Below are 14,374 nucleotides of genomic sequence, written 5' to 3'. Positions count from 1 at the left end.
CGGCGCCGACGAGCACGGCGGCAATGTGGCCGGCTTCCAGGAGCTCGTCATCGCCGACCCGTCGCTGCAGATCAAGGCCGGCGTCCAGTGGGGACTGTTCGGTTCCGCCGTGAACCATCTGGGCACCGCGGAGCACCACACGAAGTGGCTGCCCGGCATCATGAACCTGGACATCCCGGGCTGCTTCGCCATGACGGAGACCGGGCACGGCTCGGACGTCGCCAGCATCGCCACCACCGCCACCTACGACCCGGCGACCGAGGAATTCGTGGTCCACACCCCCTTCCGCGCCGCGTGGAAGGACTACATCGGCAACGCCGCCATGGACGGCCTCGCCGCCGTCGTCTTCGCCCAGTTGGTGACGCAGGGCGTGAACCACGGCGTCCATGCCTTCTACATGGACCTCCGCGATCCCGAAACCAAGGAATTCCTGCCGGGCATCGGAGGCGAAGACGACGGCGTCAAGGGCGGACTCAACGGCATCGACAACGGCCGGCTGCACTTCACCCAGGTCCGGATCCCGCGCACCCACCTGCTGAACCGCTACGGCAATGTCGACGCCGACGGCAGCTACAGCTCGCCCATCGCCAGCCCGGGCCGCCGTTTCTTCACCATGCTTGGCACCCTGGTCCAGGGCCGGGTCTCGCTCGACGGCGCCGCCGTCACCGCGTCGAAGCTGGCGTTGAAGACGGCGATTCAGTACGCCACGGAACGCCGCCAGTTCAACGCGTCCTCGCCGACCGACGAGGAAGTGCTGCTTGACTACCAGCGGCACCAGCGCCGGCTGTTCACCCGCCTGGCCACCACGTACGCCGCGGGCTTCGCCAGCGAGCAGCTGCTGCAGAAGTTCGACGACGTCTTCTCCGGCCGCGCCGACACGGACGAGGACCGCCAGGACCTGGAAACCCTCGCGGCGGCCCTCAAGCCACTGAGCACCTGGCACGCGCTCGACACCCTGCAGGAATGCCGTGAAGCGTGCGGCGGTGCCGGCTTCCTGATCGAGAACCGCTTTGCCTCGCTGCGCGCCGACCTCGACGTCTATGCCACCTTCGAAGGTGACAACACTGTGCTGCTGCAGCTCGTTGCGAAGCGGCTGCTGGCCGACTACGCCAAGGAATTCCGCACGGTGAACTTCGGTGTGCTGGCCCGCTACGTCGTCGGCCAGGCCACCGGTGCCGCCATCCACCGGACCGGCCTGCGCGGCGTCGCGCAGTTCATGGCGGATTCCGGGTCGGTGCAGAAGGCCGCCATCGCCATCAAGGACGAAGCGAGCCAGCGCGCACTGCTGACCGACCGGGTGCAGACCATGGTCGCCGAAGTCGGCTCGGCCCTCAAGGGCGCCAACAAGCTGCCGCAGCAGCAGGGGGCCGCCCTGTTCAACAGCCACCAGAACGAACTCATCGAAGCGGCCCAGGCGCACGCCGAGCTGCTCCAATGGGAGGCGTTCACCGAAGCGCTGGGCAAGGTCACCGACCCGGGCACCAGGAAGGTCCTGACCTGGCTGCGCGACCTCTTCGGCTTGTCCCTGATCGGGGACAACCTGTCCTGGTACCTGATGAACGGCCGGCTCTCCATGCAGCGCGCCCGGACCGTCGGTGACTACATCAACCGCCTGCTGGTGAAGATCCGCCCGCACGCCCTGGACCTGGTCGATGCCTTCGGGTTCGGCCCGGAACACCTCCGTGCCGAGATCGCCACGGGCGCCGAGAAAGCGCGCCAGGACGAGGCCCGCAACTACTTCCGCACGCAGCGCGCCAGCGGCGATGCTCCGGTGGACGAGAAGATCCTGCTGGCCCGCAAGGGTCACGGGACCAAGCAGTCCGGCGCCTGACCCGGCCCTGACATGACGCCGGCGCCGTCCCTGGCCGGGGCGGCGCCGTCGTCTGTTCTTTTGTCCTTTTGCTCTTGGCCCTCTTGTCCTTAGTCCTCTTGCTCGTTGGGGGTGCTGGGGTCAGGAACCCTTGGGGAGCACCGAGCGGTAGACCTCGAGGGTGGTTTCCGTGATGGATTCCCAGGAGAAGTGTTCCTCGGCCCGGCGGCGGCCGGCCTGTCCCATGGCCCGGGCCCGGGCAGGATCGGACACAACGTCGGTCAGTGCGGCAGCAAATTCGGTGACGAATTTCTCCGGGTCCAGCGGAGTGCCGGTCCCGTCGGTGACCTGCTCGATGTCAACCAGCAGTCCGGTCTCGCCATGCTGGACGACCTCCGGAATCCCGCCGGTGGCGCTGGCCACGACGGCGGCGCCGCAGGCCATGGCCTCCAGGTTCACGATGCCGAGCGGCTCGTAGATGGACGGGCAGGCAAACGCGGTGGCGTGGCTGAGGACCTGGATGAGCTCGTTCCGCGGCAGCATCCGCTCCACCAGGATCACACCGCTGCGCTGGGTCTGCAACTGCTCGATCAGGCGGGCGGTTTCAGCCGCAAGCTCGGGGGTGTCGGCGGCGCCGAGGCACAGCACCAGCTGGACGTCGGCCGGCAGCTTGGCGGCCGCACGCAGCAAATAGGGCACACCCTTCTGCCGGGTGTTGCGGCCCACGAAGACGACACTCGGCCGCTCCGGGTCAATCCCCAGGGCACGGATGACGTCGTCACCTTCATCCCGGTTCCAGAGGCTCACATCGATGCCGTTGTGCACCACCTTGACCTTGGCCGGGTCCACCTCGGGATAGCTGCGGAGGATGTCCTGGCGCATGCCCTCGGACACGGCGATGATGGCCGCGGCGGCTTCGTACGCGGTCTTTTCCACCCAGGAGGACACGGCGTAGCCGCCGCCGAGCTGCTCGGCCTTCCACGGGCGCAGCGGCTCCAGGCTGTGGGCGCTGAGCACATGCGGGATGCCGTGCAGCAGCGAGGCGATGTGCCCCGCCATGTTCGCGTACCAGGTGTGCGAATGCACGAGGTCCGCCCCGGCGATGTCCGGGACGATCCGCAAATCCACCCCCAGCGTCTGCAGCGCAGCGTTCGCCCCGCCGAGATCCTCGGGCACGGCGTAGGACGTGACCGTCGCACCGTGGTACCCGGGTTCGCGGGGCGCGCCGAAGGCGCGCACCTGCAGGTCCACGTGTTGGGCCAGCACGCGGCTGAGTTCGGCCACGTGGACCCCGGCGCCGCCATAGATTTCGGGCGGGAATTCTTTGGTCACAATGTCTATACGCACAAACCCCAAGGTAGTCGTTACGGTGTAACTGATCTAGTGTGAAGACGTTCGGGCGTGCCGGACTGTTTGGGGAAGTACAAAGGCGTTCAGGAGCGATCACCATGCCGAATAAGAAAGTTCTGGCCATCGTCCTCGCAGGTGGCGAGGGAAACCGGCTCATGCCACTGACGGCGGACCGGGCCAAACCCGGCGTGCCCTTCGCGGGAAGTTACCGGCTCATTGACTTTGCGTTGTCCAACCTGGTCAATTCCCGCTACCTGCAGATCGTCGTCCTGACGCAGTACAAGTCGCACAGCCTGGACCGCCATATTTCCGAAACCTGGCGGATGTCCACGCAGCTGGGCAACTACATCGCCTCGGTCCCCGCGCAGCAGCGTGTCGGCAAGAGCTGGTTCCTCGGCAGCGCCAACGCCATCTACCAGTCCCTGAACCTCATCCATGACGCGAACCCGGACATCGTCGTTGTCGTCGGCGCAGACCACGTCTACCGGATGGACTTCGCCCAGATGGTTGACCAGCACGTCGCCAGCGGCGCCAAGGCCACCGTGGCGGCCGTCCGGCAGCCGCTGCACATGGCCGACCAGTTCGGTGTGATCGAAGTGGACCAGGACAACCCGGAGAAGATCGCGGCCTTCGTCGAGAAGCCGTCCTCCACCCCTGGGCTCGCCGCTGACCCCACCCAGTTCCTCGCCTCCATGGGCAACTACGTCTTCAACGCCGACGCCCTCGTCGAAGCCCTGCACGTCGACGCCGAACGGCTGGACACCAAGCACGACATGGGCGGGGACATCATTCCCTACTTCGTCGACAAGGGTGAGGCCGGCGTCTACGACTTCACCCTGAACCAGATCCCCGGTTCCACCGAACGCGACCGCACCTACTGGCGCGACGTCGGCACCATCGACTCGTTCTACGACGCGCACATGGACCTTATCTCGCCCGTGCCCGTGTTCAACCTGTACAACTCCGAATGGCCGATCTACACCCGGCAAAGCATTTCGCCGCCGGCCAAGTTCGTCCGCGGCCAGAAGAACACGGTCGGCACCGCGCTGGATTCGATCGTTGCCAGCGGAACCGTGATTTCCGGCGGCATTGTGGAAGGCTCCGTGCTGTCCAACGACGTTTACGTCGGCACGTCCAGCCGGGTGCTGGACTCCGTGCTGATGGACAAGGTCAACATTGGTGAAGGCGCAGTCGTCAAGCGCGCCATCATCGACAAGAACGTCAAGGTCCCGGCCGGCGCCGCAATCGGCCTCGACCACGATCTGGACCGGTCCCGCGGGTTCAAGGTCACCGACTCCGGCATCACCGTCCTGTCCAAGGGACAGCTCGTCCCCGAACCCGGGGAAGCGGAACGGTCATTGTCGGCTGCCAACCTGATCCTGGTCCCGGATGCGGTCCGGGCCGCCACGGAAAACTGGCCCGCCCTGCGGGATTCCGTGGACAAGGTGGCCGAAGTGCAGGCCGCCGCCGTCGGCGTCCGGCTCCCGCGCTCAATCGACGCCCCCTGATCCGGCGCTGCTGCAGCGGGAGCCCGGCACCGGCGTCGGGCCGGGCTCCCAGCAGGCTGTAAAATTGGGGCAATGAGCTCCCCCGATCTGCCGTCCGATCTCACCGCCGAGGATATCCAGGCCTGCCTGAAGGTCCTGAACAGCATCCACGTCTACGACGAGGAGCACCCTGACTACGTTTCGGTGCGCCGTGCCACCGGCAAGATGTTCAAGGCCGTCAAGCGCCACCGCCGGGTCAGCAAGCGGGACCTCATCGCCGAAGCCGACCGGGCCGTGATCGCCCAGACCGCGACAGCGGCCCCGGACCGGATCGACGACGAAACCCGCGGCAACAAACTCGCCCCGTCCGCCACCGGCGAGATCGCCGGACACCTGATCAAGTCCAGGCCGTGCTACGTCTGCAAGCAGCACTACACCCAGGTCGACGCGTTCTACCACCAGCTCTGCCCGGAGTGCGCATCGTTTAGCCACAGCAAGCGGGACGCCCGGACGGACCTGTCCGGACGGCGCGCCCTCCTGACCGGCGGCCGGGCCAAAATCGGCATGTACATTGCGCTGCGGCTGCTCCGCGACGGCGCCCACACCACCATCACCACCCGCTTCCCCAAGGACGCCGCCCGCCGGTTTGCCGCCATGGAGGACAGCGGCGAGTGGCTGCACCGGCTGCGGATCGTCGGCATTGACCTGCGCGACCCCTCGCAAGTGATGGCCTTGACCGATTCCCTGGACGCCGCGGGCCCGCTCGACATCATCATTAACAATGCGGCCCAAACCGTGCGCCGCTCCGGCAACGCCTACAAGCCGTTGGTCGATGCCGAGGACGAGCCCCTTCCCGCGGCCCTCCATGCGGCCAACGGCGGCCCGGAACTCGTGACGTTCGGCCATGCCCACGACAAGCACCCGCTGGCCCTCGCGAGTACCGTCCTGGAGCACCCGGTGCTGGCCGGGGATGCGATCACGTCGCTGGCACTGTCCACCGGTTCCGCGTCGCTGGAGCGCATCGCTTCGGGCACGGCCATCGACGCCGGCGGCCTGGTCCCGGACGTGGCGAGCGTCAACAGCTGGACCCAAGTGGTGGATGAGGTGGATCCCCTCGAAATGCTCGAAGTCCAGCTGTGCAACGTCACTGCCCCGTTCCTGCTGGTCAGCCGGCTCCGCGGGGCGATGAAGCGCTCCACCGCACGGCGGAAGTACATCGTGAATGTCAGCGCCATGGAGGGTCAGTTCTCCCGCGCCTACAAGGGCCCCGGCCACCCGCACACCAACATGGCCAAAGCGGCGCTGAACATGATGACCCGGACCAGTGCCCAGGAGATGCTGGACGCCGACGGCATCCTGATGACCGCCGTCGACACCGGTTGGATCACGGACGAGCGCCCGCACTACACCAAGGTGCGACTGATGGAGGAGGGCTTCCACGCCCCGCTGGACCTCGTCGACGGCGCCGCACGGGTCTACGATCCGATCGTCATGGGCGAGACGGGTGAGGACCAGTTCGGCGTCTTCCTGAAGGATTACAGGCCGAGCCCCTGGTGAGTCTGCCTTCTAACAAATCCGGCCAGGGAGGTCCATGGGCCTTATGGCCCTAATGAGGGCCCGGCACAGTACGTAACGTGGGTCCACATGAACACAGAGACGACGCCTGCGCCCGATTTCGGACTGTCCATTGACCAGTGCTGGGTGCTGCTGGACACGGAAGTGGTCGGGCGGATCGCCCTGATTGTGGACGGGCATCCGGAGATCTTTCCGGTGAACTTCGCCCTGGAGCGCCGCTCGATCGTCTTCCGCACCGCGGGGGGCACCAAACTCTGGGCGGCGATGACGGCCAAACCCCTCGCCTTCGAAATCGACGGCTACGACGCCCACGAACAGCAGGCCTGGAGTGTTGTTGCCCGCGGCGAGGCACAGCTCATTGAGAGCAAGGAAGAGAAGGACGCCGTCGACGCCCTCCTGCTTGAGCCGTGGCAGCCGGGAGACAAGGACTACTACGTGCGGCTCTCCCCCGCGGCCCTCACCGGCCGCCGGTTCAAGGTCAACAATCCGGACCTGTGGCGCACGCGGCTCTCCGATCCCCGGCGGGCTTCGTTCGAATAGGGTCCCAGACCCTACTTGGCCGCCTTGGTCTCCGGGGAATGGACCACCAGCACCGGGCAATGGGCGTGGGCCACCAGGGCAGAGCTCACGGACCCGATCAGCATTCCGCCGAAGCCTCCGTGTCCACGGCGTCCGACCACCACCATGTCGGCGTCCCGGCTGGCCTCCATCAGCGTGTGCCGGGGGTGGCCCTGTACGAGGCGGGTTTCGACGTTGGCGGGGGTTTCCGCCCCGAACGCCTTCTCCACCGTCTCCTGCAGGATTTCACCGGCACGGACGTCGAAGTCGTCAATCCCCATCGCGACATAACCGTCGTAGACCGGAGGGACGTCCCAGCTGGCAAGCGCCACAAGTTTCGCGGTGAGCGGCACGGCGAGGCTCTGGGCCTGGCGCAGCGCCTCGACCGAGGCATCGGAACCGTCAACCCCGACCACAATCGTCCGGATGTCCTTGGCTTCGGTCATGGCAGATCCCTTCGTCATACAGCTGGCGCGTCCAGCCTACCGTGACGTGCCGGAGGGGGTGGGGCAAGGGCCAAAAGTCATGGGGACAGGTGGGCGACGGCATCCCGGCAGGACCTAGGACCCTTGTCGGGGCCCTGGACACGGAGAAGAATTGCAGTCGTCGGGAGCGGAAACGGCGTCCGGAGCGGACAATGGGAACAACGGCGGCACCAGAGCCCGCGATAATGGCCGCCGCACGAACGACCCGCAGGAACGGTCTGCGGACCAGGCTGGGGAGCCAACGTACCACCCATGGCAGCGCAAGCCGCCGGACAGGAGAATCATGATTGCCTGGGCAGACGCAGGTCTCACTGCAGCCGACGGGGCACCGGCGGTCATCCGTGTGTTCATCCTCGATGACCACGAACTCGTCAGGCGCGGCCTGCAGGAGCTCCTCGAGGGTGAGGGATTCCTGGTGGTCGGAAGTTCGGCTTCCGCCGTCGAGGCGACCCGCCGCATACCCGCCCTTCATCCGGATGTCTGTGTCCTCGATGCGCGTCTCCCGGACGGGACCGGGATTGAGGTCTGCCGCGACGTCCGCTCGGTGGACCCATCCCTGAACTGCATTATCCTGACAAGTTTCGACGACGAACAGGCCCTGCGCGGGGCCGTCCTGGCGGGCGCGAGCGGCTATGTCCTCAAGGAGATCGGCGGCACCGACCTGATCGGGGCACTCCGCCGGGCGGCCGCCGGCGAGTCGCTCTTCGCGGAGGGAGTCGCCGCAGGCATCGTGGACAGCCTGGTCCAGGCCGACGACGTCGACCCCCGGACGTCTTCCCTCACACCCCAGGAGCGACGGGTACTGGAACTGGTGGGCGGCGGCCTCACGAACCGCCAGATTGCCGCGGAAATGTTCCTCGCGGAGAAGACGGTCAAGAACTACGTCTCCTCGCTGCTGGCCAAGCTGGGCTTCGAACGGCGCACCCAGGCCGCCGTCTTCATCGCCGGGCCCGCATCACCGGTATCGCCAGCAGGACACGCCGACACCACACGCCCGCACAGCGTCCGCTAGCTCAAGGTCGTCTGCCGCTAAAGCGGCACCGACCACTCGAGGCTCGTGCCGGCGTCCGGAGCGCTGGTGATGGTGCATTCGCCGTCCAGCATCCGCGCCCGGTCCTCCAGATTGGCGAGTCCCCGGCGCTTTCCCGGTTCGGCGAAGCCGGCTCCGTTGTCCGTGATGACCACCGTGACCCTGCCCCTGACCACGCCCACCGATACGGTGATGGCGTCCGCGCCGGAATGCCTGATGGCGTTGCTGAGGCCCTCCGAAACGACTGCCACGACATTGTCCGCTTTGTCCGGAGTGACGGCGTCGACAGGTCCCGTGATGGTCAGGCGGGGCGTGAACGGCATGGACTTCGACGAGCTGCGGGCCACCCGCCGGATCCGACCGCTGAGCAGCTCCGTTTCGCCGCTGCTGCTCTTGAGAGAGTAAATAGTGTCCCGAAGGCTTCGGATCGCCTCGTCAAGTTCCCCGGTGATAGTGCGGATCCGTTCGGTGGCGAGCTCATCCTTGGTGAAGCGGGTCAGGCTTTGGACGCTCAGCCCGGCTGCGAACAACCGCTGGATCACGAGGTCGTGCAGATCGCGGGCGATCCGGTCCCGATCAGTGAACACAAGCAACTCCTCCCGGAGCCGGTGCACGCGGGCGAGTTCCAGGGCGAGGGCGACATGGGAACCGAAGACGGCCCCCATCTCAATGTCCGTGCGGGCATAGCGCAAGGCGTCCGGGTCCCGGACCAGCAGCAGGAGCCCGTGATGAGCTCCCTGGGTGCTCAGCGCCACCGCCAGCAGCGGGCCGGTGATCCCGCCGTCGATCTCCCCGAACAGGGCGGAGGCGTCATCAAGCACCACGGGTTCGCCGCCATCCAGGACACTTTCCAGCAGGGGCGAATCCAGTGCCAGCGTTCGGCCGGCGAACTGCGGGCTGTGGGTGCCGGCGACTCCGGCGACAACATGGCCGCGGCCGGCGGCCGCGGGCGCCACCAGCACTGCGAGCTGGGAGCCTGACTCCTGCAGGGCCCGGCTTGCGATGGGATCCAGTCCGCCGGAGGTGTAGTCGCGGTCGCTGCTGAGCATCAGCCCGGAGACGTCCATGCAGGCCTCCAGCCAGCGGGCCCGGCGACGGGCGTCGTCGTAGAGCCGGGCATTCTCAATGGCAACCCCCGCGGCGGCCGCCAGGGCAACGGCCAGGCCTTCGTCCTCGGCAGTGAAGTCGCTGCCGTCCTCCTTTTCCGTCAGGTAAAGGTGGCCGAAGACCACGTCCCGGACCCGCACCGGGACGCCGAGGAAGGACTGCATGGGCGGATGGTTGGATGGAAAGCCGTAGGATTCCGGATGGCTGCGCAGGTCATGGAGCCGAAGGGGGCGTGGTTCCGAAATCAGCAGGCCCAGGACGCCGTGTCCCGTGGGAAGCGGCCCGATCCGGTGGGCCAGTTCCTCGTCAATGCCGACCGTGATGAAGTGGCTGAGGGCGTGGTCGTCGCCGATGACACCCAGGGCCCCGTAGCGGGCATGAAGCAACCGGCAGGCGGACTGCACAACGCGTTCCAGCACGGCATCCAGGCTGAGGTCCTCGGCTACTGCGACCACGGCCTCCAGCAGCCCGGCCATCCGCTCCTGGGACTGGAGCAGTTCCTCGGCCCTGGACACAAAACCCTTGAGCACCCCGTCAATCATGGGCTGTGGCTCAGTGGTGGTCTGGTCCGGATGGTCCCCCATTGAATGCATGCTCATGGCCCCAATTCGATACAACGAACACAACAATCGTCCGCGCTGACGATGGTGATGCCAGAATACCCCGAAGCTGGCTCAAAAACCCCAGAAGTCGGTCGATGATGCTGTTGATTGTGACCTTTTGCCCTACACCACCGCCGCTTGCGTGGCGTAGGCTCGCTGGCATGAGTACTGATCCGAATCCGGCAAAACACCAGCAGGCACATGAAGTTGAGAACCTTGACCACCACGAATGCTGGCGCCTGTTACGCAGCGTCACCGTGGGCCGGCTCGCGGTCTGGGTGGACGACCATCCCGACATTTTCCCGATCAATTACAAGGTGGACCACGGTACCCTCGTGTTCCGCACGGCAGACGGCACCAAGCTCCAGGCGGCCACCGGCGACACCGCCGTGGCGGTGGAGGCCGACGGCGTGGACGCCGACAGCGGCATTGCCTGGAGTGTTGTGATCAAGGGGCAGGCCGCGCCGGTGCAGAACCAGCAGGAGGTCCTGGACACCGTGGGCCTGCTGCTGTTCCCGTGGCAGGCCGGCAAGAAGGAGCACTTCGTCAGGATCACTCCGGACACCGTGACCGGGCGCCGGTTCAAGGTGGTCCCGCCGCTGACCTGGTGGACTCCCCTGGATGACGCCACCCGGTCCGGACTCGAATAGCCCCCGCGGAAACCCCGATGCGCTATCAGATAACGCTGTGCTGAGGCCGCAGAACAGGCCGCAGAACAGCTGCAACTGATAGCGCATCGTCGGGAAGCGGCGCAAAGTCAGGCGAGCCGGGTGATCTCCACACTCACGCTGAGGGCCGAACCGCCGCCGCCGGACAGGATCCCCTTGAGCGGAGGCACGTCGCGGTAGTCGCGGCCCCTTGCCACGGTCACGTGGAAGTCGCCGGCCGGCTTGTGGTTGGTGGGGTCCCAGCTGCGCCATTCGCCGTCCCACCATTCCAGCCAGGCGTGCGACTGCCCGGCGACTGTTTCGCCGAGTTCCGCCGTCGACCGCGGGTGGAGGTAGCCCGACACGTACCGGGCGGGAATGCCCCGGCTGCGCAGCGCGCCGATGGCAAGGTGCGCGAGGTCCTGGCAGACGCCCTGGCGCTGGGTCCAGGCTTCCTCCGCGTTGGTGGTGACGCCGGTGGAGCCCTTCATGTAGGTCATTTCCCCGCGCAGCCATTCAAAGACCGCCATGGCGGCCTCGTGCGGGTTGCGGCCCTCGACGACGCCGGGGATGATCCCGAGCACTTCGGCGCCCGGCCCGGTGAGCTGCGACTGCGGGATCCAGTCACTGAACTTGTTGAGGGTCTCCGGGGCGGTCAGGACGTCCCAGCCGACGATGTCCGCCTCCGCCGGGATCCGTTCCGCCCGGTGCACCTCGACAGTGGTGGTGGAGAGCACCTCAAGGTGCTCGTGCGGCATCTGCATGTCGAAGGCCGTCACGCGGGTGCCCCAGTAGTCGCGGTAGGTGCTCAGTGCGGCCTGGGACGGCGAGACCTTCAGTGAGGACTCCAGCACGACCTGCTGCGGATCCGTCAGCGGGGTCATGCGGGCCTCGTTGTAGGAGAGCGTGACGCGTTTGTTGTACTTGTACGCGGTCTTGTGGATGATGCTCAGCCGGGTCATGAAACTTCTCCCACCCAGGCCAGTTCGTCTGCCTGATTGAAGTACTTACGGGAAATGGCGTCCGAGGCCTGCGAGACGGCCTTCTGCACGCGCTCCATGTGTTCGGGAAGTTCGGACATGAGGTCGTCGGTACGGTGGAACTCCAGGAAGGTGCGGGCCTGCCCGACGATCCGGCGGGCGTCGTTGATGAAGCCGACGCGCTGGGCCGAGGGGTCCAGTTTGGCGAGGCACTCGTCGGCGTCCCGCAGCGCATACACGATGGATCGGGGGAACAGCCGGTCCAGCAGCAGGAATTCGGCGGCGTGCTGGTCGCCGAAGGCGGCGCGGCGGGTCCGCAGGAACGACTCGTAGGCGCCGGCGCAGCGGAGCATGTTCACCCAGGACATGCCGGCGGAGAGCACGTCACGCGTCGAGAGCATCCGGGCCGTCATGTCGGCGCGCTCCAGCGAGCGGCCCAGTACCAGGAACTGCCAGCTCTCGTCGTGGCTGACGGTCGTGTCCGCGAGGCCGCTGACCATGGCCGTGCGTTCCAGCACCCAGTTGCAGAACCGGTAGGTGCCGACGACGTCCTTGCGGTGCTGGTTGAGCCCGTAGTACGTCGTGTTGAGGCTTTCCCAGAGTCCGGAAGATACGGTTTCCCGGGCCCGGCGGGCGTTCTCGCGCGCGGCGCCGAGGGAGCCGGCAATGGACGTGGCACTCTGCTTGTCATAGGCGAGGGCGTTGAGCAGTTCGGGCAGGCCGAAGTCCTCGCTCTGCGCCCTGGCGCCCATGACGGCGAGGAGTTCCTGCGCGACGCTGCGCTGTTCCTCCATCGGCAGGTGGTTCAGCCGCTCCAGGTGGACGTCGAGGATCCGGGCGGTTCCGTCCGCCCGTTCCACATAGCGGCCGATCCAAAACAGTGACTCGGCGATACGGCTAAGCATTCGCGGTTACCTCCAGCGCATCGAAAATCTGAAAAGGGCAGGTCAGCGGGAAACAGGACGACATGGGGCCGCGGGTCATTGCTGCTGCTCCTTCTGGCTGTCACGCCAGTTGCTCTCCACGGGCCAGACCGAGACCCGTTCGCGGACCGTGATGGCCGGGCGCGGCAGGGTCTCCACCGGCACCTCCGGCGAATCGGCCAGGACCCAGGTGTCCTTGGAACCGCCGCCCTGGCTGGAATTGACGATCAGGGAGCCTTCCTTGAGCGCCACGCGGGTCAGGCCGCCGGGCAGCACCCACACGTCGTCGCCGTCGTTGACGGCGAAGGGGCGCAGGTCCACGTGCCGCGGGCCGAACTTGTCGCCGCTGAGCGTGGGCACGGTGGACAGCTGCAGGACCGGCTGCGCGATCCAGCCGCGGGGGTCCGCGATGACACGCTTGCGGAGGGCCTCGAGCTCGTCCTTGGACGCATCAGGGCCGATCACCAGGCCCTTGCCGCCGGAACCGTCCACGGGCTTGACCACGAGTTCGGCCAGACGGTCCAGGACCTCCTCCCTGGCTTCTTTTTCTTCCAACCGGAAGGTGTCCACGTTGGCGATCACGGGTTCCTCGTTGAGGTAGTAGCGGATCAGGTCCGGGACATAGCTGTAGACCAGCTTGTCATCCGCGACGCCGTTGCCCACGGCGTTCGCGATGGTGACGCCGCCGGCGCGGGCCGCGTTGACCAGGCCCGGGCAGCCGAGCATGGAGTCGGCGCGGAACTGCAGCGGATCCAGGAACTCGTCATCGATGCGCTTATAAATCACGTCGACGCGCTGCTCGCCGGCGGTGGTGCGCATGTAGACGCGGTTGCCGCGGCAGATGAGGTCGCGCCCTTCGACGAGTTCGACACCCATCAGGCCGGCGAGCAGGGTGTGCTCAAAGTAGGCGCTGTTGAAGACACCGGGGGTCAGGACCACCACGGTGGGGTCGTCGACGCCGGACGGTGCCGTCTTGCGCAGCGCGGACAGCAGCCGGCGGGGGTACTCCTCGACCGGGCGGATGAGCTGCTGGCCAAAGGCCTCCGGCAGTCCCTTGGCCATGGCGCGGCGGTTTTCCAGGACGTAGCTGACGCCGGAGGGGACGCGGACGTTGTCCTCTAGGACACGGAACGTTCCTGCGGCGTCGCGGACGACGTCGATGCCGGAGATATGGACGCGGACGCCGCCGGCCGGCTCGAAGCCGTGCACCTGGCGGTGGAAGTGGGCGCTGGTCGTGACGAGCTGGCGCGGGATGACGCCGTCGGCTACGACGGTCATCTTGTCGTAGACGTCATTGAGGAACGCCTCGAGGGCGCGGACGCGCTGCGCCACGCCCTTCTCCAGCACTGTCCACTCATCGGCGGGGATGACCCGGGGCACGATGTCGAGCGGGAAGGGCCGCTCCTCCCCCGCGAAGTCGAACGTGACGCCGCGGTCCAGGAAGGTGCGGGCCATGGAATCGGCGCGGGCGGTGACATCAGCCAGCGAGAGTTCACGCAGCGCCCCGGCCACCTGTCCATAGGACTTCCGGGCCTGTTGCCCGGGGGTGAACATCTCGTCGTAGGCGCCTGTGCGTTCGGCGGCCACGGAGTAATCCTGGAATAGGTCAGACATGGTGACAAGACAATCATCTTTTTGTTGCGAAATCATTTCGGCGCCCGCTGGGGCGCGGCGCCTGGACGCGGGAACGGGATGTCTGCGTGCCGGCATTCGGGGCGCGTCCGGTGAGGTCCGCCGTGGCGGTGACGGCCTTGCCGGGCGGTTACGGCAAAGTGGACAGGTGCAACCGTTTACTCGCAACCCGCTGCCGGGCCTGCTGC

11 protein-coding genes and 1 pseudogene (1 of these 12 cut by a window edge) are annotated in these 14,374 nt (G+C 66.8%); 6 read left to right on the top strand and 6 right to left on the bottom strand.

From position 1 onward, the window contains the following. Positions 1-1,831: pseudogene (locus K789_RS22825) on the top strand (acyl-CoA dehydrogenase); it begins 307 nt to the left of the window's first position. Positions 1,832-1,951: 120 nt separating this feature from the next. Here the strand turns inward: K789_RS22825 and glgA are convergent. Further along, positions 1,952-3,157, bottom strand: coding sequence for a glycogen synthase (gene glgA, locus K789_RS0110365; RefSeq protein WP_029704850.1), 1,206 nt, complete (start codon positions 3,155-3,157; stop codon positions 1,952-1,954). Between the two features lie 95 nt (positions 3,158-3,252). On the opposite strand from glgA, the gene glgC reads away from it, so the two are divergent. The 3 genes from glgC (at position 3,253) to K789_RS0110350 (ending at position 6,762) form a co-directional block, all read left to right on the top strand. Next, positions 3,253-4,668: a glucose-1-phosphate adenylyltransferase gene (glgC, locus tag K789_RS0110360; protein ID WP_192815758.1), complete on the top strand. Its 1,416-nt coding sequence runs from the start codon at positions 3,253-3,255 to the stop codon at positions 4,666-4,668. 72 nt (positions 4,669-4,740) lie between these two features. Continuing rightward, positions 4,741-6,204 carry an SDR family NAD(P)-dependent oxidoreductase gene (locus K789_RS0110355; protein ID WP_024366695.1) on the top strand — a complete coding sequence of 488 codons (1,464 nt, stop codon included), beginning with the start codon at positions 4,741-4,743 and terminating at the stop codon, positions 6,202-6,204. Between the two features lie 87 nt (positions 6,205-6,291). Then, entirely contained in the window at positions 6,292-6,762 is a 471-nt protein-coding gene (locus tag K789_RS0110350) for a pyridoxamine 5'-phosphate oxidase family protein (protein WP_024366694.1), read from the top strand. An 11-nt stretch (positions 6,763-6,773) separates the two neighbouring features. Here the strand turns inward: K789_RS0110350 and K789_RS0110345 are convergent, their stop codons facing one another. Next, positions 6,774-7,226, bottom strand: a complete 453-nt coding sequence (locus tag K789_RS0110345; RefSeq protein ID WP_024366693.1) for a universal stress protein — start codon at positions 7,224-7,226, stop codon at positions 6,774-6,776. A gap of 322 nt (positions 7,227-7,548) precedes the next feature. Here K789_RS0110345 and K789_RS0110340 point away from each other — a divergent pair, with 322 nt between their 5' ends. Further along, on the top strand, positions 7,549-8,277 hold the full coding sequence (locus K789_RS0110340) for a response regulator (protein WP_024366692.1): 729 nt from the start codon (positions 7,549-7,551) through the stop codon (positions 8,275-8,277). 17 nt (positions 8,278-8,294) lie between these two features. Here the strand turns inward: K789_RS0110340 and K789_RS0110335 are convergent, their stop codons facing one another. Continuing rightward, positions 8,295-9,995, bottom strand: a complete 1,701-nt coding sequence (locus K789_RS0110335; protein WP_024366691.1) for a GAF domain-containing protein — start codon at positions 9,993-9,995, stop codon at positions 8,295-8,297. A gap of 170 nt (positions 9,996-10,165) precedes the next feature. On the opposite strand from K789_RS0110335, the gene K789_RS22820 reads away from it, so the two are divergent. Next, positions 10,166-10,654: a pyridoxamine 5'-phosphate oxidase family protein gene (locus tag K789_RS22820; RefSeq protein WP_024366690.1), complete on the top strand. Its 489-nt coding sequence runs from the start codon at positions 10,166-10,168 to the stop codon at positions 10,652-10,654. Positions 10,655-10,761: 107 nt separating this feature from the next. Here K789_RS22820 and K789_RS0110325 read toward each other — a convergent pair whose 3' ends face one another. From K789_RS0110325 to K789_RS0110315, 3 genes are all read right to left on the bottom strand, one after another. Further along, positions 10,762-11,613 (bottom strand): transglutaminase family protein, encoded by an 852-nt coding sequence (locus K789_RS0110325; protein ID WP_024366689.1) that lies wholly within the window; start codon positions 11,611-11,613, stop codon positions 10,762-10,764. Continuing rightward, a complete protein-coding gene (locus K789_RS0110320) occupies positions 11,610-12,536 on the bottom strand; it encodes an alpha-E domain-containing protein (protein ID WP_024366688.1) in 927 nt (308 codons plus the stop codon). Before K789_RS0110320 ends, K789_RS0110325 begins: the two co-directional genes overlap by 4 nt. 75 nt (positions 12,537-12,611) lie before the next feature. After that, positions 12,612-14,168: a circularly permuted type 2 ATP-grasp protein gene (locus K789_RS0110315; RefSeq protein ID WP_024366687.1), complete on the bottom strand. Its 1,557-nt coding sequence runs from the start codon at positions 14,166-14,168 to the stop codon at positions 12,612-12,614. Between the last annotated feature and the right edge of the window lie 206 nt (positions 14,169-14,374).

The sequence above is a fragment of the Arthrobacter sp. TB 26 genome, from assembly GCF_000427315.1.
In the GTDB taxonomy this organism is placed as follows: domain Bacteria; phylum Actinomycetota; class Actinomycetes; order Actinomycetales; family Micrococcaceae; genus Arthrobacter.
Note: the sequence above shows the minus strand (reverse complement) of the source record. Positions and strands in the feature narration are given on the sequence as shown.

Excerpts from the sequence above, each read along its gene's own strand:
- K789_RS0110355 (WP_024366695.1), top strand. The coding sequence starts at position 4,741 with ATGAGCTCCCCCGATCTGCCGTCCGATCTCACCGCCGAGGATATCCAG.
- K789_RS0110350 (WP_024366694.1), top strand. The coding sequence starts at position 6,292 with ATGAACACAGAGACGACGCCTGCGCCCGATTTCGGACTGTCCATTGAC.
- K789_RS0110345 (WP_024366693.1), bottom strand. The coding sequence starts at position 7,226 with ATGACCGAAGCCAAGGACATCCGGACGATTGTGGTCGGGGTTGACGGT.
- K789_RS0110340 (WP_024366692.1), top strand. The coding sequence starts at position 7,549 with ATGATTGCCTGGGCAGACGCAGGTCTCACTGCAGCCGACGGGGCACCG.
- K789_RS0110335 (WP_024366691.1), bottom strand. The coding sequence starts at position 9,995 with ATGCATTCAATGGGGGACCATCCGGACCAGACCACCACTGAGCCACAG.
- K789_RS22820 (WP_024366690.1), top strand. The coding sequence starts at position 10,166 with ATGAGTACTGATCCGAATCCGGCAAAACACCAGCAGGCACATGAAGTT.
- K789_RS0110325 (WP_024366689.1), bottom strand. The coding sequence starts at position 11,613 with ATGACCCGGCTGAGCATCATCCACAAGACCGCGTACAAGTACAACAAA.
- K789_RS0110320 (WP_024366688.1), bottom strand. The coding sequence starts at position 12,536 with ATGCTTAGCCGTATCGCCGAGTCACTGTTTTGGATCGGCCGCTATGTG.
- K789_RS0110315 (WP_024366687.1), bottom strand. The coding sequence starts at position 14,168 with ATGTCTGACCTATTCCAGGATTACTCCGTGGCCGCCGAACGCACAGGC.